Origin of the sequence: Pseudomonas sp. P20, from assembly GCF_016463925.1 — a bacterium.
GTDB lineage: Bacteria > Pseudomonadota > Gammaproteobacteria > Pseudomonadales > Pseudomonadaceae > Pseudomonas > Pseudomonas aeruginosa.
The window spans coordinates 167256-184615 of record NZ_JAEMVM010000009.1 but is presented as its reverse complement, the minus strand read 5'-3'; the positions used below and the strand labels follow the sequence as shown (position 1 = coordinate 184615).

Genomic DNA, 17360 nt, shown 5'->3' with positions numbered 1-17360 from the left:
TTTTTTGCGTCACCCTTTTCTGAACAGGCTCCCCCTAACATGATGGACATCAACGAGATTCGCGAATACCTGCCTCATCGCTATCCTTTCCTGCTGGTGGATCGGGTGGTAGAGCTGGACATCGAGGGCAAGCGCATTCGCGCCTACAAGAATGTCAGTATCAATGAGCCGTTCTTCAACGGACATTTCCCCGAGCACCCGATCATGCCGGGCGTGCTGATCATCGAGGCGATGGCCCAGGCGGCCGGTATCCTCGGTTTCAAGATGCTCGACGTGAAGCCCGCCGACGGCACCCTTTACTACTTCGTCGGTTCGGACAAGCTGCGCTTCCGCCAGCCGGTCCTGCCGGGCGACCAACTGCAACTGCACGCCAAGTTCATCAGCGTGAAGCGCAGCATCTGGAAATTCGACTGCCACGCTACCGTCGACGACAAGCCGGTATGCTCGGCTGAAATCATCTGTGCGGAACGCAAACTATGAGTTTGATCGATCCTCGCGCCATCATCGATCCGAGCGCCAGGCTGGCGGCTGACGTCCAGGTGGGCCCGTGGTCCATCGTCGGGGCGGAAGTGGAGATCGGTGAAGGGACGGTGATCGGTCCGCACGTGGTGCTCAAGGGCCCCACGAAGATCGGCAAGCACAACCGCATCTACCAGTTTTCCAGCGTCGGCGAGGATACTCCCGACCTGAAATACAAGGGCGAGCCGACGCGCCTGGTGATCGGTGACCACAACGTGATCCGCGAAGGCGTGACCATCCATCGCGGAACCGTCCAGGATCGCGCGGAAACCACCATTGGCGACCACAATCTGATCATGGCCTATGCGCATATCGGCCATGACAGCGTGATCGGCAACCATTGCATCCTGGTGAACAACACGGCGCTGGCCGGGCATGTCCACGTGGACGACTGGGCGATCCTGTCCGGCTACACCCTGGTGCACCAGTACTGCCGGATCGGCGCGCACAGCTTTTCCGGCATGGGCAGCGCCATCGGCAAGGACGTCCCGGCCTACGTGACGGTCTTCGGCAACCCGGCCGAAGCCCGCAGCATGAACTTCGAAGGCATGCGTCGGCGCGGCTTCAGCAGCGAGGCCATCCATGCCCTGCGGCGTGCCTACAAGGTGGTCTATCGTCAGGGACATACCGTCGAGGAAGCCCTGGCCGAGCTGGCCGAAAGCGCTGCCCAGTTCCCCGAGGTCGCGGTGTTCCGTGATTCCATCCAGAGCGCAACCCGCGGCATCACCCGCTGAGCCATGGCTGACGGATTACGCGTAGCCCTGGTCGCCGGCGAGGCCTCCGGCGACATCCTCGGGGCCGGACTGATGCAGGCGCTGCGGGCGCGGCACCCGGATATCGAGTTCATCGGCGTCGGTGGGCCGCGCATGGAGGCCGAAGGGCTGTCCAGCTATTTTCCCATGGAGCGCCTGTCGGTAATGGGCCTGGTCGAAGTACTGGGCCGGCTGCCGGAGTTGTTGCGACGGCGCAAGCGCCTGATCCGCACGCTCATCGAGGCCCGGCCGGATGTGATGATCGGCATCGACGCTCCCGACTTCACCCTCGGCGTCGAACACAAGCTGCGCCAGGCTGGCCTGCGCACCGTGCATTACGTCAGCCCTTCGGTGTGGGCCTGGCGGCAGAAGCGGGTGCTGAAGATTCGCGAAGCCTGCGACCTGATGCTGGCATTGTTCCCCTTCGAAGCACGTTTCTACGAAGAGCATGGGGTGCCTGTGCGTTTCGTCGGCCACCCCCTGGCCAACACCATTCCCCTGGAGGCGGATCGCGCTGCGGCCCGCGCGCGGCTCGGATTGCCGGCGGACGGACAGGTGCTGGCGCTGATGCCGGGCAGTCGCGGCGGCGAGGTCGGCAAGCTCGGCGCCTTGTTCCTCGACACCGCCCAGCGTCTGCTCGTCGAACGGCCGGGCTTGCGTTTCGTGCTGCCCTGCGCCAGCGCTGCACGGCGCGAACAGATCGAGCAGATGCTCCAGGGCCGCGAGCCTCTGCCGCTGACGCTGCTCGACGGTGCGTCCCATGAAGCGCTTGCCGCCTGCGATGCGGTGCTGATCGCCTCCGGCACCGCGACTCTCGAGGCGCTGCTCTACAAGCGGCCGATGGTGGTGGCTTATCGGGTCGCCGGGTTGACGTACCGGATTCTCAAGCGCTTGGTGAAAAGCCCGTACATCTCCCTGCCGAACCTGTTGGCCGGACGCCTGTTGGTGCCGGAGCTGATCCAGGACGCCGCGACTCCGCAAGCGCTGGCCGCAACCCTCTTGCCGCTGCTGGACGACGGCTCACAGCAGGTGGAATTCTTCGATGCCATCCATCGGGCCTTGCGCCAGGATGCCTCGGCACAGGCGGCGGAAGCCGTCCTGCAACTGGTGGAGCGCCGCTGATGCAACTGGGTCTGGATTTCAATCTGGTGGAGGATCTGGTCGCGGGCGTCGACGAGGTCGGTCGCGGTCCGTTGTGCGGCCCGGTGGTCACCGCCGCGGTGATTCTCGACCCGAGCCGCCCGATCCTCGGCCTGAACGACTCGAAGAAGCTCAGCGAAGCCCGCCGCGAGGCGCTGTTCGAAGAGATCCGCGAGAAGGCCCTGGCCTGGTGCATCGCCCGCGCCGAGGTCGAGGAGATCGACCGGCTGAACATTCTGCATGCCACCATGCTCGCCATGCAGCGCGCGGTCGAAGGCCTCAGCGTGACTCCGCGGCTGGCCCTGATCGACGGCAATCGTTGTCCGAAACTGGCGGTGCCCTGCGCGCCGGTGGTCAAGGGCGACAGCCAGGTGCCGGCGATCGCTGCGGCGTCGATCCTGGCCAAGGTCAGTCGCGACCGGGAAATGGTCGAGCTGGACCGGGTCTATCCGGGCTATGGCATGGCCGGGCACAAGGGATATCCGACCGCGGTCCATCTCGAGGCGCTTTCCCGCCTCGGCCCGACGCCGATCCATCGACGCTCGTTTGCGCCGGTTCGCGAATTGCTGGACGTCTCTGTTCAATAATTGAACGGATGTCGCGTGACTGACCGTATCTGTCGCCTGGTGACAAGCGGCGAGCGACGTCAATAGCGGAAAGTCCTGCCCCTTCCTGCCAAGTGCCATTCACAGCGAAATTTCCTTCGGCTCGCACGTCATTCCGTGTGTGTCCGAAACACGCGGCCTTCTACCCGGGAGGTCGGCTGACAACAATCCGCCACAAGCGGAACAGGGGAGTTATCCATGCAAGAATTCGCCACTCAGGTCGTCGACCTGCTCAACGGCCTTATCTGGGGCAAGATCCTCATCTGGCTGCTGGTCGGTTGCGGCCTGTACTTCACCGTGCGCCTGGGGCTGATCCAGTTCCGCCACTTCGGTCATACCTTCAGCGTGCTCAAGGGCAGCCGCCAGTCGGACGACTCGGGAATCTCCTCGTTCCAGGCGCTCTGCACCTCTCTGGCGGCGCGGGTCGGTACCGGCAACGTCGCCGGCGTGGCGGTAGCGATCACGCTCGGCGGTCCCGGCGCAGTGTTCTGGATGTGGGCGATCGCCCTGGTGGGGATGGCGACCGGCTTCGTCGAGGCGACCCTGGCCCAGTTGTTCAAGATTCGCGACGACAAGGGCCAGTTCCGTGGCGGCCCGGCCTACTACATGGAGAAGGGCCTGGGCGCGCGCTGGATGGGCATCCTGTTCTCGATCTTCCTGATCATCGCCTTCGGTTTCGTCTTCAACTCGGTGCAGGCCAATACCATCACCGGTGCCATGCAGGGCGCCTTCGGCGTGCCGACCTGGATCAGCGGCATCGCCGTGGTGATCCTCACCGCGTTGATCATCTTCGGCGGCCTGCGCTCCATCGCGCGCTTCTCCGAACTGGCGGTACCCTTCATGGCGGTGGCCTACCTGCTGCTGGCGGTGGGCATCATCCTGTTCAACCTCAGCGAACTGCCGGGCGTCCTGGCGATGGTGGTGAAGAGTGCCTTCGGCTGGCACGAGGCCGCCGCCGGCGGCATCGGCGCGGCGATCCTCAACGGCTTCAAGCGCGGCCTGTTCTCCAACGAAGCAGGCATGGGCTCGGCGCCCAACGCCGCCGCCTCGGCCACGCCCTATCCGCCGCACCCGGCGTCCCAGGGCTATGTGCAGATGGCCGGCGTGTTCATCGATACCCTGCTGATCTGCACCGCTTCCGCCGCCATCATCCTGCTGGCCGGACCGCAGGAAGGCGAGGGCATCATGCTGGTGCAGAATGCTCTGACCAGCCAGGTCGGCGACTGGGGCCGCTACTTCCTGGCGGTGATCATCCTGTTCTTCGCCTTCACCTCGATCGTCGCCAACTACTTCTATGCCGAGAACTGCCTGGTATTCCTCGAGCACAACCACCTGGCGGGCCTGTTGATCTTCCGCCTGATCGTGCTGGCGATGGTGATGTTCGGCGCGCTGGCTTCGCTGCCGTTCGTCTGGAACCTCGCCGACGTGTCGATGGGCCTGATGGCGATCACCAATCTGATCGCCATCCTGCTGCTGTCCAACCTCGCGATCAAGCTGGCCAAGGACTATAACGCCCAGCGCAAGGCCGGCAAGCTGCCGACCTTCGACGCCAGCCAGTTCCCTGAAGTCCAGCAGAAGCTCGAACCGGGCATCTGGGACGACCGCCGCGCCTGAGCGCGGGGCGGGCGACGTTTCTCGGCGCAGCCGAGGCGCATCGTCCGCTCTTGAACCTGTAGCTTTGCCACCGGGCCCGGTACAATCCGGGCCTTGTCGTTTTTGCGTTATTTCTGCTCCGGGGCCTTCATGACCGTATCCTTCGTTCACCTGCGTCTGCATACCGAATTCTCCCTGGTCGACGGCCTGGTCCGGGTCAAGCCCCTGGCCAAGGCAGTGGCAGGGCTGGGCATGCCGGCGGTGGCGGTCACCGACCAGAGCAACATGTGCTCGCTGGTGAAGTTCTACAAGACCGCCATGGGCGCCGGCATCAAGCCGATCTGCGGGGCCGACATCTGGCTCGCCAGCCGCGAGGAAGATGGCCCGCTCAGCCGCCTGAGCCTGCTGGCGATGAACGCGAAGGGCTATCGCAACCTCACCGAGCTGATTTCCCGCGGCTGGAGCGAAGGCCAGCGCAATGGCGAGATCATCATCGAGCGCGACTGGGTCAAGGAGGCGGCGGAAGGCCTGATCGCGCTGTCCGCGGCCAAGGAGGGCGAGATCGGCCACGCGCTGCTCGATGGCGAGGAAGCCAAGGCCGAGGCGCTGTTGCGCGAGTGGATGGAGGTGTTCCCCGGGCGCTTCTACGTCGAAGTGCAACGTACCAGCCGGGTCAACGACGAGGAGCACCTCCACGCGGCGGTGGCTTTGGCGTCACGCTGCAACGCGCCGCTGGTGGCGACCAACGACGTGCGCTTCATCAAGCAGGAGGACTTCGAGGCCCACGAGACCCGCGTCTGCATCGGCGAGGGGCGGACTCTCGACGATCCGCGGCGGCCGCGTACCTATTCGGACCAGCAATACCTGAAGTCGCCGGCGGAAATGGCCGAGCTGTTCAGCGACCTGCCGGAAGCGTTGGAAAACACCGTCGAGATCGCCAAGCGCTGCAACATCGAGGTGCAGCTGGGCAAGTACTTCCTGCCGGACTTCCCCACGCCCAATGGCATGGGCATCGACGACTACCTGCGGCACGCCTCCTTCGAAGGTCTCGAGGAGCGCCTGGAGGTGCTGTTGCCGAAGGACACCCCGGACTACGAGGCCAAGCGCCAGGTCTATGTCGATCGCCTGAACTTCGAACTCGATATCATCATCCAGATGGGTTTCCCCGGTTACTTCCTCATCGTGATGGACTTCATCAAGTGGGCGAAGAACAACGGCGTACCGGTAGGCCCCGGGCGGGGCTCGGGCGCCGGCTCGCTGGTGGCCTACGTGCTGAAGATCACCGACCTCGATCCGCTGGCCTATGACCTGCTGTTCGAACGTTTCCTCAACCCGGAACGGATCTCCATGCCCGACTTCGACGTCGACTTCTGCATGGAGGGCCGCGACCGGGTGATCGACTACGTGGCCGACGCCTACGGGCGCAACGCGGTGAGCCAGATCATCACCTTCGGCACCATGGCGGCGAAGGCGGTGGTACGCGACGTGGCGCGGGTCCAGGGCAAGTCCTACGGTCTCGCCGACCGGCTGTCGAAGATGATTCCGTTCGAAGTCGGCATGACCCTGGATAAGGCCTACGAGCAGGAAGAAATGCTCCGCGACTTCCTCAAGAGCGACGAGGAAGCCGCCGAGATCTGGGAGATGGCCCTCAAGCTGGAAGGCATCACTCGCGGTACCGGCAAGCACGCCGGTGGCGTGGTGATCGCGCCGACCAAGCTGACCGACTTCTCGCCGATCGCCTGCGACGAGGAAGGCGGCGGCCTGGTGACCCAGTTCGACAAGGACGACGTGGAGGCGGCCGGCCTGGTGAAGTTCGACTTCCTCGGCCTGCGGACCCTGACCATCATCAAGTGGGCGATGGAGATCATCAACCGCGAGCAGGCCAAGAAGGGCCTGGAGCCGGTGAACATCGACTTCATCCCGCTGGACGACAAGCCGACCTATTCGCTGCTGCAGAAGGCCGAGACCACTGCGGTGTTCCAGCTCGAATCGCGCGGCATGAAGGAGCTGATCAAGAAGCTCAAGCCGGACTGCCTGGAAGACCTCATCGCACTGGTGGCGCTGTTCCGCCCGGGTCCTCTGCAGTCGGGCATGGTGGACGACTTCATCAACCGCAAGCACGGTCGCGCCGAGCTGTCCTATCCGCACCCCGATTACCAGTACGCCGGCCTGGAGCCGGTGCTCAAGCCCACCTACGGCATCATCCTGTACCAGGAACAGGTGATGCAGATCGCCCAGGTCATGGCCGGCTATACCCTCGGTGGCGCGGACATGCTGCGCCGGGCGATGGGCAAGAAGAAGCCCGAGGAAATGGCCAAGCAGCGCGGCGGTTTCATCGAGGGTTGCAAGAACAACGGCATCGATGCCGACCTCGCGGGCAACATCTTCGACCTGGTGGAAAAATTCGCCGGCTACGGCTTCAACAAGTCGCACTCGGCAGCCTACGGCCTGGTCTCCTACCAGACCGCCTGGCTGAAGACCCACTTCCCGGCGCCGTTCATGGCCGCGGTACTCACCGCGGATATGCAGAACACCGACAAGGTGGTGACGCTGATCGAAGAATGCCGGCACATGAAGCTGCGCATCGTGGCGCCGGACGTGAACAACTCCGAGTTCCGCTTCACCGTCGACGACGATGGCCGGATCGTCTATGGCCTGGGCGCGATCAAGGGCGTCGGCGAGGGGCCGGTGGAGGCGATCACCGAGTGCCGCGCCGAAGGCGGGCCGTTCAACACCCTGTTCGACTTCTGCGACCGCGTCGACCTGAAACGCATCAACAAGCGCACCCTGGAAGCGCTGATCCGCGCCGGTGCGCTGGATCGCCTGGGGCCGCACTACCACGACGAGCTAAAGGCCTACCAGGCTACCGTCGACCTCAACCGCGCCGTGCTGCTGGCGGCGATGGAGGAAGCGATCCAGGCCGCCGAGCAGACCGCGCGCAGCCACGACAGCGGGCACATGGACCTGTTCGGCGGAGTCTTCGCCGAGCCGGAGGCGGATGTCTACGCCAACCACCGCAAGGTCAAGGAGCTGACCCTCAAGGAACGCCTGAAGGGCGAGAAGGACACCCTCGGCCTGTACCTGACCGGCCATCCGATCGACGAGTACGAAGGCGAGGTGCGGCGCTTCGCCCGCCAGCGCATCGTCGAGCTGAAGCCGGCGCGCGATACCCAGACGGTGGCCGGGCTGATCGTCAACCTGCGGGTGATGAAGAACAAGAAGGGCGACAAGATGGGCTTCGTCACCCTAGACGACCGCTCCGGACGGATCGAGGCCTCGCTGTTCTCCGAAGCCTTCGCCGCGGCCCAGTCGCTGCTGCAGACCGACGCGCTGGTGGTGGTCGAGGGCGAGGTCAGCCAGGACGACTTCTCCGGCGGACTGCGCCTGCGCGCCAAGCGCGTGATGAGCCTGGAGGAGGCGCGTACCGGCCTGGCGGAGAGCCTGCGGATGAAGCTGCACGCCGACCTGTTGAAGGGCGATCGCCTGCGCTGGCTGGGCGAGCTGTTCAACCGCCATCGCGGTTCCTGCCCGATCACCCTGGACTACACCAGCGCCGACGCCAAGGCCCTGCTGCAGTTCGGCGAGAGCTGGCGGGTGGATCCGGCGGACGATCTGATCCAGGCATTGCGTGACCAGTTCGGGCGCGACAACGTCTTCCTCAATTATCGTTAATCGCGATGGGCGATAACGCCGTTGTTCCGCGCTCTGCGGCGGGAAAACGCGGATCGCCCTTGCTCCCGGCTCGACCCCTGGCGCCCGATCCCGTAAGGTAGGGCGCCAAACGGAAACGGCCCACTAGAATCTGCGCACGACGGAAGCCTATGAACCCGAACTTTCTTGATTTCGAACAGCCGATCGCCGACCTGCAAGCCAAGATCGAAGAGCTGCGCCTGGTGGGCAACGACAATGCGCTGAACATCAGCGACGAAATCTCGCGTCTGCAGGACAAGAGCAAGGCGCTCACCGAAAACATCTTCGGCAATCTGTCCAGTTGGCAGATCGCCCAGCTCGCGCGCCATCCCAAGCGTCCCTATACCCTCGACTACATCGGCTACCTGTTCAGCGATTTCGAGGAACTGCACGGCGACCGGCATTTCGCCGACGACCCGGCGATCGTCGGTGGCGTTGCCCGCCTCGACGGTTCCCCGGTGATGGTCATCGGCCACCAGAAAGGCCGCGAAGTCCGTGAGAAGGTCCGGCGCAACTTCGGCATGCCGCGTCCGGAAGGCTATCGCAAGGCCTGCCGCCTGATGGAAATGGCCGAACGCTTCAAGATGCCGATCCTCACCTTCATCGACACGCCCGGCGCCTACCCGGGCATCGATGCCGAGGAACGCGGCCAGAGCGAGGCGATCGCCTGGAACCTGCGGGTGATGGCGCGACTGAAGACGCCGATCATCGCCACCGTGATCGGCGAGGGCGGTTCCGGCGGCGCGCTGGCCATCGGTGTCTGCGACCAGTTGAACATGCTGCAATACTCCACCTATTCGGTGATCTCGCCGGAAGGCTGCGCCTCCATCCTCTGGAAGACCGCCGAGAAGGCGCCGGAAGCCGCAGAGGCCATGGGCATCACCGCCGAGCGCCTGAAAGGCCTGGGCATCGTCGACAAGGTCATCGACGAACCGCTGGGCGGCGCCCATCGCGATCCGGCGAGCATGGCCGAATCGATCCGTGGCGAACTGCTGACGCAACTGAAGATGCTCCAGGGCCTGGAAATGGGTGAGTTGCTGGAGCGTCGTTACGACCGCCTGATGAGCTACGGCGCGCCGTAAGCCATCCGGCGCACTGGTACGATCGACAAGCCCGGCATTCGCCGGGCTTGTCGCATGAGGAGCGCAAGCATGCCGGCGGTGCCGCTCGAATCCCGTCTGTTACAGGCCCTGGCGCCCTGGCGCGAAGCGGGGGGCTGGTGCGTGGCGTTTTCCGGCGGGCTGGATTCCACGGTGTTGCTGCATCTGCTCGCCCAACTGGCCCGGAGCGAAGCCTTGCCGGCGCTGTCGGCGCTGCATGTCCACCATGGCTTGCAGGCTGCGGCGGACGGTTGGCCGGCGCACTGCCAGGCGGTCTGCCGGTCGCTGGGTATCCCGCTGCGGGTCGAGCGGGTGCAGGTCGCCGTTGGCGGCAGCATCGAGCAGGCGGCGCGCGACGCCCGCTATCGCGCATTCCAGGCGAGCCTGGGCGAGGGACAGGTGCTGCTCACCGCGCAGCACCTCGACGACCAGGCCGAGACCCTGCTGTTCCGCCTGTTGCGTGGAGCGGGCCTGCGCGGCCTGGCGGCGATGCCGGCGAGCCGGCCGCTGGGCGGCGGCCGCCTGTGCCGACCCTTGCTCGGGGTTTCCCGCGCCGAACTGGAAGCCTATGCGCAGGCGCACCGGCTGGACTGGGTGGAGGATCCTTCCAACCAGGATCCGCGCTTCTCGCGCAACTACCTGCGCCGGGAGATCATGCCGCGTCTCGCCTCCCACTGGCCGCAGGCCGTCGCCGGCATGGCGCGCTGCGCGGCGCATCTGCGCGAGGCCGAAGACCTGCTGGCTGAACTGGCCGCCATCGACCTCCGGGCCTGCCGCCAACCCTCGGAACTGGATTGGCCGGACTGGCTGGATCTGCCCCGGATCGCCCTGGAGCCTCTGCGCCGCCTCAGCGCTGCGCGCCAGCGCAACCTGCTGCGGGCCTGGCTGGGGCAGCTGACGCGGTTGCCGGACAGTGACCACTGGGCCGGCTGGGAGTCGTTGCGCGATGCCGGCGACGATGCCGACCCGATCTGGCGCCTGGAGAGCGGCGAGCTGCGTCGCGGCGCGGGGCGGATCTGGTGGTTGCCGGCGGACTGGCGGGCGGCGGCGGGACCGTTCGTCTGGGAGCGTCCCGCTCATCCATTGCTTCTTCCCGGCAATGGTCGGCTGGCGTTGCTCGGCGAGGTTCCGGCGGGGCCGTTGCGCGTCGACTACCGGCGGGGTGGGGAGGTGCTGGCCCTGGCCGGGCGCGGTCGCCGCGACCTCAAGCGATTGCTCAACGAAGCGGGCGTACCGAGCTTCCTGCGCGGTCGTTTGCCGCTGCTCTTCCGAGCCGACGAACTGCTCGCGGTGGCCAACATTCCTGGCCTGGACAGTCCCCGCGAGGGGGGCTGGCGACTGTCCTGGAGCCCGCCGACGAACGACCCGGGTTTGAGCTAGTAAGCCGTTTCCAGTAGACTACGCTCCCGTCTTGTACTGCTCCCGCCGATTCCCTCCGGAATCAGCAGGAGTTTGCTTTGCCCACGGATTTGTCCGTGGCGGGAGCTGGCCTCCCTTCTCCGAATCCCCGGCGGTTGATCCCGCCTAAACGCTGACTTCTAGGGTTTTTCATGACGCGCTACATCTTCGTCACGGGTGGTGTTGTTTCTTCATTGGGGAAAGGCATCGCTTCGGCTTCTCTGGCTGCGATCTTGGAAGCGCGTGGCCTGAAGATCACGATGCTCAAGCTGGACCCTTACATCAACGTGGACCCGGGCACCATGAGCCCGTTCCAGCACGGTGAGGTCTTCGTGACCCAGGACGGCGCCGAGACCGACCTGGACCTGGGCCATTACGAGCGCTTCGTTCGTACCACCATGACCCAGAACAACAACTTCACCACCGGCCGCGTCTACATGGACGTGTTGCGCAAGGAACGCCGCGGCGACTACCTGGGCGCCACCGTGCAGGTGATCCCGCACATCACCGACGAGATCAAGCGGCGCATCATCAAGGGCGCCGGCGATGCCGACGTCGCCCTGGTGGAGATCGGTGGCACCGTCGGCGACATCGAGTCGCAGCCGTTCCTCGAGGCGATCCGCCAACTGCGCGTCGAGATCGGCGCCAAGCGCGCGATGCTGATGCACCTGACCCTGGTCCCGTACATCGCCACCGCCGGCGAGACCAAGACCAAGCCGACCCAGCACTCGGTCAAGGAGCTGCGCTCCATCGGCCTGCAACCGGACGTGCTGGTCTGCCGTTCCGACCACCCGATCGACGTCTCCTCGCGGCGCAAGATCGCGCTCTTCACCAACGTCGAGGAGCGCGCGGTGATCGCCCTGGAAGACGTCGACACCATCTACCGCATCCCGTCGGTGCTGCATGCCCAGGGCCTGGACGACATCGTCGTCGAGCGCTTCGGCCTGGAGTGCGGGCAGGCCGACCTGTCCGAATGGGACCGGGTGGTCGATGCCAAGCTCAACCCCGAGCGTGAAGTCACCATCGCCATGGTCGGCAAGTACATGGAACTGCTGGACGCGTACAAGTCGCTGATCGAGGCGATGACCCACGCCGGCATCCAGAGCCGCACCAAGGTCAACCTGCGCTACATCGACTCCGAAGACATCGAGCAGCAGGGCACCAGCCTGCTGGAAGGCGTCGACGCCATCTTGGTCCCGGGCGGCTTCGGCCTGCGCGGCGTGGAAGGCAAGATCAGCACCGTGCAGTACGCCCGCGAGAACAAGATCCCCTACCTGGGCATCTGCCTGGGCATGCAGGTCGCGGTCATCGAATACGCCCGCAACGTGCTCGGCTGGAGCGACGCCAACTCCACCGAGTTCGACAAGTCCAGCGGCCATCCGGTGGTCGGCCTGATCACCGAGTGGCAGGACGCGACCGGCGCCACCGAGATCCGCACCGAAGCTTCCGACCTGGGCGGCACCATGCGCCTGGGCGCCCAGGAGTGCCAGCTGCAGACCGGCACCCTGGTGCACGACTGCTATGCCAAGGACGTGATCGTCGAGCGCCATCGCCATCGCTACGAAGTGAACAACAACCTGCTGCCGCAACTGGAGCAGGCCGGCCTGAAGATTTCCGGCCGCTCCGGCGACGGCGCCCTGGTGGAAGTGGTCGAGGCCCCGGAGCATCCGTGGTTCGTCGCCTGCCAGTTCCACCCGGAGTTCACCTCCACACCGCGTGATGGCCACCCGCTGTTCAGCGGTTTCGTCAACGCCGCGCTGAAATATTCCGGGAAGGCCTGAGCATGGCACAGAAGATCGTTCGCGTCGGCGATATCCAGATCGGCAACGACCTGCCGTTCGTGCTGTTCGGCGGCATGAACGTGCTGGAGTCGCGCGACCTGGCCATGCAGGTCTGCGAAGAATACGTACGGGTTACCGAGAAACTCGGTATCCCCTATGTGTTCAAGGCCAGCTTCGACAAGGCCAACCGTTCCTCGATCCACTCGTTCCGTGGTCCGGGCCTGGAAGAGGGAATGAAGATCTTCGAAGAGATCAAGAAGACCTTCAAGGTACCGGTCATCACCGATGTCCACGAGCCGTTCCAGGCCCAGCCGGTGGCCGAGGTCTGCGACATCATCCAGCTGCCGGCCTTCCTCTCGCGACAGACCGACCTGGTGGTGGCGATGGCCAGGACCAACGCGGTGATCAATATCAAGAAGGCCCAGTTCCTCGCGCCCCAGGAGATGAAGCACATCCTGACCAAGTGCGAGGAAGCCGGTAACGACCGCCTGATCCTCTGCGAGCGCGGCTCCTCCTTCGGTTACAACAACCTGGTGGTCGACATGCTCGGCTTCGGCATCATGAAGCAGTTCGAGTACCCGGTATTCTTCGACGTCACCCACGCCCTGCAGATGCCTGGCGGTCGCGCGGACTCCGCCGGCGGCCGGCGCGCCCAGGTCACCGACCTGGCCAAGGCCGGGCTCAGCCAGAAGCTCGCCGGGCTGTTCCTCGAGGCCCATCCGGACCCCGAGCACGCCAAGTGCGACGGTCCGTGCGCGCTGCGCCTGAACAAACTCGAAGCCTTCCTGTCCCAGCTCAAGCAACTGGACGAGCTGATCAAGAGCTTTCCTGCAATCGAGACTGCCTAGTCTCCTCAGACCGCCCCGTTCATTCACTTCGGAGTGTTAACAAGAATGGCAAAGATCGTCGACATCAAGGGCCGTGAGGTCCTGGACTCCCGCGGCAACCCTACCGTTGAAGCGGACGTGATCCTGGACAACGGCATCGTCGGCAGCGCCTGCGCGCCTTCCGGTGCTTCCACCGGTTCCCGCGAGGCCCTCGAGCTGCGCGATGGCGACAAGAGCCGTTACCTGGGCAAGGGCGTGCTGAAAGCCGTGGCCAACATCAACGGCCCGATCCGCGACCTGCTGCTGGGCAAGGACGCGGCCGACCAGAAAGCCCTCGACCACGCGATGATCGAGCTGGACGGCACCGAGAACAAGGCCAAGCTGGGCGCCAACGCGATCCTCGCGGTGTCCCTGGCTGCCGCCAAGGCCGCCGCACAGGCCAAGGGCGTACCGCTGTACGCGCACATCGCCGACCTCAACGGCACTCCCGGCCAGTACTCCATGCCGGTGCCGATGATGAACATCATCAACGGCGGCGAGCATGCGGACAACAACGTCGATATCCAGGAATTCATGGTCCAGCCGGTCGGCGCGAAGAACTTCGCCGAGGCGCTGCGCATGGGCGCCGAGATCTTCCATCACCTCAAGGCCGTGCTGAAGGCCCGTGGCCTGAACACCGCCGTCGGTGATGAAGGCGGCTTCGCGCCGAACCTGTCGTCCAACGAAGACGCCCTGGCCGCCATCGCCGAGGCCGTCGAGAAGGCCGGCTACAAGCTGGGCGACGACGTGACCCTGGCCCTGGACTGCGCCTCCAGCGAGTTCTTCAAGGACGGCAAGTACGACCTGGAAGGCGAAGGCAAGGTATTCGACGCCGCCGGTTTCGCCGACTACCTGGCCGGCCTGACCCAGCGCTACCCGATCATCTCCATCGAGGACGGCATGGACGAGTCCGACTGGGCCGGCTGGAAAGGCCTGACCGACAAGATCGGCGCCAAGGTCCAACTGGTCGGCGACGACCTGTTCGTGACCAATACCAAGATCCTCAAGGAAGGCATCGAGAAGGGCATCGGCAATTCGATCCTGATCAAGTTCAACCAGATCGGTTCGCTCACCGAGACCTTGGAAGCCATCCAGATGGCCAAGGCCGCCGGCTATACCGCGGTGATCTCGCACCGCTCCGGCGAAACCGAGGACTCGACCATCGCCGACCTGGCCGTGGGTACCGCCGCCGGTCAGATCAAGACCGGTTCGCTGTGCCGCTCCGACCGCGTGTCCAAGTACAATCAGTTGCTGCGCATCGAAGAGCAACTGGGCGCCAAGGCGCCGTACCGTGGTCGCGCGGAATTCCGCGGCTGAGCCTAGTCTGGTACGGTGAAGGGGTGGCAAGAGCCACCCCTTTTCTTCTCAAGGAGTTCGAGGCTTGAGGTTACGTAGCCCCTACTGGCTGTTCGTGGTGCTGATCCTGGCGCTGGCGGGCCTGCAATATCGCCTGTGGGTCGGCGATGGCAGCCTGGCGCAGGTGCGCGACCTGCAGAAGCAGATCGCCGACCAGCATGGCGAGAACGAGCGCCTGCTGGAGCGCAACCGGATTCTCGAAGCCGAAGTCGCCGAGCTGAAGAAAGGCACCGAGACCGTCGAGGAGCGTGCGCGGCACGAGCTCGGCATGGTCAAGGACGGCGAAACCCTCTACCAGCTCGCCAAGTGAGCTGACGACCCTTCTCCCGATGACGACTTCCGACCTTCCCGCCTTCTGGACGGTGATCCCCGCCGCCGGCGTGGGTTCGCGCATGCGCGCCGACCGCCCGAAGCAATATCTCGATCTTGCCGGTCGCACCGTGATCGAGCGCACCCTCGATTGTTTCCTCGAACACCCGATGCTCAGGGGCCTGGTGGTCTGCCTGGCCGAGGACGATCCCTACTGGCCCGGGCTGGACTGCGCCGCCAGCCGGCATGTGCAGCGCGCCGCCGGGGGCGTCGAGCGCGCCGGCTCGGTGTTGAACGGCTTGCTGCGCCTGCTGGAGTTGGGGGCACAGGCCGACGACTGGGTGCTGGTGCATGACGCCGCGCGGCCGAACCTGACCCGCGGCGACCTCGACCGCCTGCTCGAAGAACTCGCCGAAGATCCGGTCGGCGGGCTGCTGGCGGTGCCGGCGAGGGACACTCTCAAGCGCTCCGACCGCGACGGCCGGGTCAGCGAAACCATCGACCGCTCGGTGGTCTGGCTGGCCTATACGCCGCAGATGTTCCGCCTCGGCGCCCTGCACCGGGCGCTGGCCGATGCGTTGGTGGCCGGCGTGGCGATCACCGACGAGGCTTCGGCGATGGAGTGGGCCGGCTATGCGCCGAAGCTGGTGGAAGGGCGCGCCGACAACCTGAAGATCACCACCCCGGAAGACCTGCTGCGCCTGCAGCGCAGTTTTCCGCACTGAACCCTGGCACAAGAAAGCCGCCCCGAGGGTCGGCTTTCTTGTCGTTGCAGGCTCGCTCGTTCAGCTTTCCAGCGGCACCTCTATGAGGAAGCGGAACAGCGCGCCATGCTGCTCCACCGCCAGGCATTTGTAGCCCTGGCGTTGGGTATCTTCGGGAATCCCGTGGACCGATTGCGAGCAGTCGGTGACCACTTCCAGGCGTTCGCCCGGCTGCATGGTCGCCAGGGTTTCCAGGGTGGCGATGGCGTTGTACGGGCAATGTTCGCCGCGCAGGTCAAGCGACAGGGTCGGTTTGTCGGTCTGGCTCATGGTTCGGTTTCCGCGGTCGGGTGAATCGGGAGGCGTTCAGTTGCACCAGCAGCAGGCACAGGGCCAGGCCGGCGAAGGTCAATAGCAGGCCGTTGCCGGGCCCGAAGCTTTCCAGCAGGTTGAGCTTGGGATAGGGCAGGGCGAGGCGGGTGCCCAACTGGTCCCAAAAGATCGCCACCAGGGTTCCGCCGATGACGTTGCCGATGCCGACCACCCAGAAGTGCACCTGGCCCTCCATCGAGCGGTACATCCAGCCGGTCTCGCAACCGCCGGCGAGGACGATGCCGATGCCGAAGAGAATGCCGCCGATGATCGCATTCGGGCCCATCCAGAAGATCTTCGGCGCGACGCCCAGGCGGATCGCGGCGAAGGTACCGATGCAGGCGGCCGCCATGCCGAGCAGGATGCCGAAGGCGGCGCGGGTCCGGCCGGTGGTCCAGAGGTCCCGTGCGGCGCTGGTGAAGCAGATCTGCGCGCGCTCGATCAGGCCGCCGAACAGCAGGCCGAACAGGCAGGCCATGCCCAGCACCAGCGATACCTCGAAGCGCCAGGCGGCGAACAGCGCGGCGAGCGCCAGCACCGCCAGGCCCAGGCGGGCCTGCAGGCGTGCGCGTCGGGCCAGGCTTTCGGCGCTGGGCAGGGCGCTGGCCGTGGCGCCGACTTTCAGCGGTGTGCGCAGGAACGGCAGCAGGCTGATCTTCACGCCGATCCAGGCGCCGCCGACGGTGGCGAACATGAAGGCCCAGGCGTGCAGGGAAAACATCGGGATACCGGTGAAGAACGCCGCCAGGTTGCAGCCCATCGCCAGGCGCGCGCCGAAGCCGGCGACGATACCGCCGACCAGGCCCTGCAGCAGGCGACGTTTGCTGGTCGGCCAGCGCAGGCTGACGTTGCCGGCCCAGAGGGCGCAGCACAGGGCGCCGAGGAACATGCCGATGATCATCACTCCGTCGATCCGGTCCAGCGGCGTGCCTTGAAGGCCGATCAGCCTGAAGTAGCTCCAGTCCTGTGGCTGGTAGCCGAACCAGGACAGCACGTGGCCGCCCCAGCGGGTGAATTCGCCGGTCACCGCCCAGAAGGTGCCGGTGAGCGCGAAGTAGTAGGCGGAGGCGACGCCGAGGGCGACCAGCGCCGGCAGCGGCGACCAGAACCTCACCAGGTAGCGTTGGCGAAACGCATTGAAGGCAGACATGCGACTTCCTTGAATCGATAGCGGG

Annotated in this window: 15 protein-coding genes; 13 read left to right on the top strand and 2 right to left on the bottom strand. The window is 65.4% G+C overall.

The genetic code is table 11. The annotated features are described in order from the left end of the window. Positions 1–39: 39 nt before the first annotated feature. The 13 genes from fabZ to ispD all read left to right on the top strand — a co-directional run bounded on the left by fabZ (position 40) and on the right by ispD (position 15834). On the top strand, positions 40–480 hold the full coding sequence (fabZ, locus tag JHD77_RS13435; RefSeq protein ID WP_003092375.1) for a 3-hydroxyacyl-ACP dehydratase FabZ: 441 nt from the start codon (positions 40–42) through the stop codon (positions 478–480). Next, positions 477–1253 carry an acyl-ACP--UDP-N-acetylglucosamine O-acyltransferase gene (gene lpxA / locus JHD77_RS13430; RefSeq protein WP_003092373.1) on the top strand — a complete coding sequence of 259 codons (777 nt, stop codon included), beginning with the start codon at positions 477–479 and terminating at the stop codon, positions 1251–1253. Before fabZ ends, lpxA begins: the two co-directional genes overlap by 4 nt. 3 nt (positions 1254–1256) lie before the next feature. Beyond that, positions 1257–2393: a lipid-A-disaccharide synthase gene (gene lpxB, locus JHD77_RS13425; RefSeq protein ID WP_023102901.1), complete on the top strand. Its 1137-nt coding sequence runs from the start codon at positions 1257–1259 to the stop codon at positions 2391–2393. Then, complete coding sequence (gene rnhB / locus JHD77_RS13420; protein ID WP_003098580.1) at positions 2393–2998, top strand: ribonuclease HII; 606 nt, start codon at positions 2393–2395, stop codon at positions 2996–2998. The genes lpxB and rnhB overlap by 1 nt, the downstream gene beginning before the upstream one ends. Positions 2999–3214: 216 nt before the next feature. Further along, complete coding sequence (locus JHD77_RS13415) at positions 3215–4630, top strand: alanine/glycine:cation symporter family protein (protein ID WP_003092370.1); 1416 nt, start codon at positions 3215–3217, stop codon at positions 4628–4630. Positions 4631–4759: 129 nt separating this feature from the next. After that, positions 4760–8281 carry a DNA polymerase III subunit alpha gene (dnaE, locus tag JHD77_RS13410; protein ID WP_010793360.1) on the top strand — a complete coding sequence of 1174 codons (3522 nt, stop codon included), beginning with the start codon at positions 4760–4762 and terminating at the stop codon, positions 8279–8281. A gap of 149 nt (positions 8282–8430) precedes the next feature. Further along, positions 8431–9381 (top strand): acetyl-CoA carboxylase carboxyl transferase subunit alpha, encoded by a 951-nt coding sequence (gene accA, locus JHD77_RS13405; RefSeq protein ID WP_003098575.1) that lies wholly within the window; start codon positions 8431–8433, stop codon positions 9379–9381. Between the two features lie 69 nt (positions 9382–9450). Continuing rightward, positions 9451–10779 (top strand): tRNA lysidine(34) synthetase TilS, encoded by a 1329-nt coding sequence (gene tilS, locus JHD77_RS13400; protein ID WP_003098572.1) that lies wholly within the window; start codon positions 9451–9453, stop codon positions 10777–10779. A gap of 170 nt (positions 10780–10949) precedes the next feature. After that, positions 10950–12578 (top strand): CTP synthase, encoded by a 1629-nt coding sequence (locus tag JHD77_RS13395; RefSeq protein WP_003092366.1) that lies wholly within the window; start codon positions 10950–10952, stop codon positions 12576–12578. Between the two features lie 2 nt (positions 12579–12580). Further along, positions 12581–13426 carry a 3-deoxy-8-phosphooctulonate synthase gene (gene kdsA, locus JHD77_RS13390; RefSeq protein WP_003092365.1) on the top strand — a complete coding sequence of 282 codons (846 nt, stop codon included), beginning with the start codon at positions 12581–12583 and terminating at the stop codon, positions 13424–13426. 45 nt (positions 13427–13471) lie between these two features. Further along, positions 13472–14761, top strand: a complete 1290-nt coding sequence (eno, locus tag JHD77_RS13385; RefSeq protein ID WP_003092364.1) for a phosphopyruvate hydratase — start codon at positions 13472–13474, stop codon at positions 14759–14761. A gap of 64 nt (positions 14762–14825) precedes the next feature. Next, entirely contained in the window at positions 14826–15110 is a 285-nt protein-coding gene (ftsB, locus tag JHD77_RS13380; protein WP_003098569.1) for a cell division protein FtsB, read from the top strand. A gap of 19 nt (positions 15111–15129) precedes the next feature. Beyond that, positions 15130–15834, top strand: a complete 705-nt coding sequence (gene ispD / locus JHD77_RS13375) for a 2-C-methyl-D-erythritol 4-phosphate cytidylyltransferase (protein WP_003122146.1) — start codon at positions 15130–15132, stop codon at positions 15832–15834. A gap of 60 nt (positions 15835–15894) precedes the next feature. Here the strand turns inward: ispD and yedF are convergent, their stop codons facing one another. Both yedF and yedE read right to left on the bottom strand, forming a co-directional pair. Beyond that, positions 15895–16143, bottom strand: a complete 249-nt coding sequence (yedF, locus tag JHD77_RS13370) for a sulfurtransferase-like selenium metabolism protein YedF (protein ID WP_003092358.1) — start codon at positions 16141–16143, stop codon at positions 15895–15897. Next, positions 16109–17335, bottom strand: coding sequence for a selenium metabolism membrane protein YedE/FdhT (gene yedE, locus JHD77_RS13365; protein ID WP_003098565.1), 1227 nt, complete (start codon positions 17333–17335; stop codon positions 16109–16111). Before yedE ends, yedF begins: the two co-directional genes overlap by 35 nt. Positions 17336–17360 lie beyond the last annotated feature (25 nt).

Coding starts and splice junctions, on each gene's coding strand:
- fabZ (WP_003092375.1), top strand. CDS start 40: ATGATGGACATCAACGAGATTCGCGAATACCTGCCTCATCGCTATCCT.
- lpxA (WP_003092373.1), top strand. CDS start 477: ATGAGTTTGATCGATCCTCGCGCCATCATCGATCCGAGCGCCAGGCTG.
- lpxB (WP_023102901.1), top strand. CDS start 1,257: ATGGCTGACGGATTACGCGTAGCCCTGGTCGCCGGCGAGGCCTCCGGC.
- rnhB (WP_003098580.1), top strand. CDS start 2,393: ATGCAACTGGGTCTGGATTTCAATCTGGTGGAGGATCTGGTCGCGGGC.
- JHD77_RS13415 (WP_003092370.1), top strand. CDS start 3,215: ATGCAAGAATTCGCCACTCAGGTCGTCGACCTGCTCAACGGCCTTATC.
- dnaE (WP_010793360.1), top strand. CDS start 4,760: ATGACCGTATCCTTCGTTCACCTGCGTCTGCATACCGAATTCTCCCTG.
- accA (WP_003098575.1), top strand. CDS start 8,431: ATGAACCCGAACTTTCTTGATTTCGAACAGCCGATCGCCGACCTGCAA.
- tilS (WP_003098572.1), top strand. CDS start 9,451: ATGCCGGCGGTGCCGCTCGAATCCCGTCTGTTACAGGCCCTGGCGCCC.
- JHD77_RS13395 (WP_003092366.1), top strand. CDS start 10,950: ATGACGCGCTACATCTTCGTCACGGGTGGTGTTGTTTCTTCATTGGGG.
- kdsA (WP_003092365.1), top strand. CDS start 12,581: ATGGCACAGAAGATCGTTCGCGTCGGCGATATCCAGATCGGCAACGAC.
- eno (WP_003092364.1), top strand. CDS start 13,472: ATGGCAAAGATCGTCGACATCAAGGGCCGTGAGGTCCTGGACTCCCGC.
- ispD (WP_003122146.1), top strand. CDS start 15,130: ATGACGACTTCCGACCTTCCCGCCTTCTGGACGGTGATCCCCGCCGCC.
- yedF (WP_003092358.1), bottom strand. CDS start 16,143: ATGAGCCAGACCGACAAACCGACCCTGTCGCTTGACCTGCGCGGCGAA.
- yedE (WP_003098565.1), bottom strand. CDS start 17,335: ATGTCTGCCTTCAATGCGTTTCGCCAACGCTACCTGGTGAGGTTCTGG.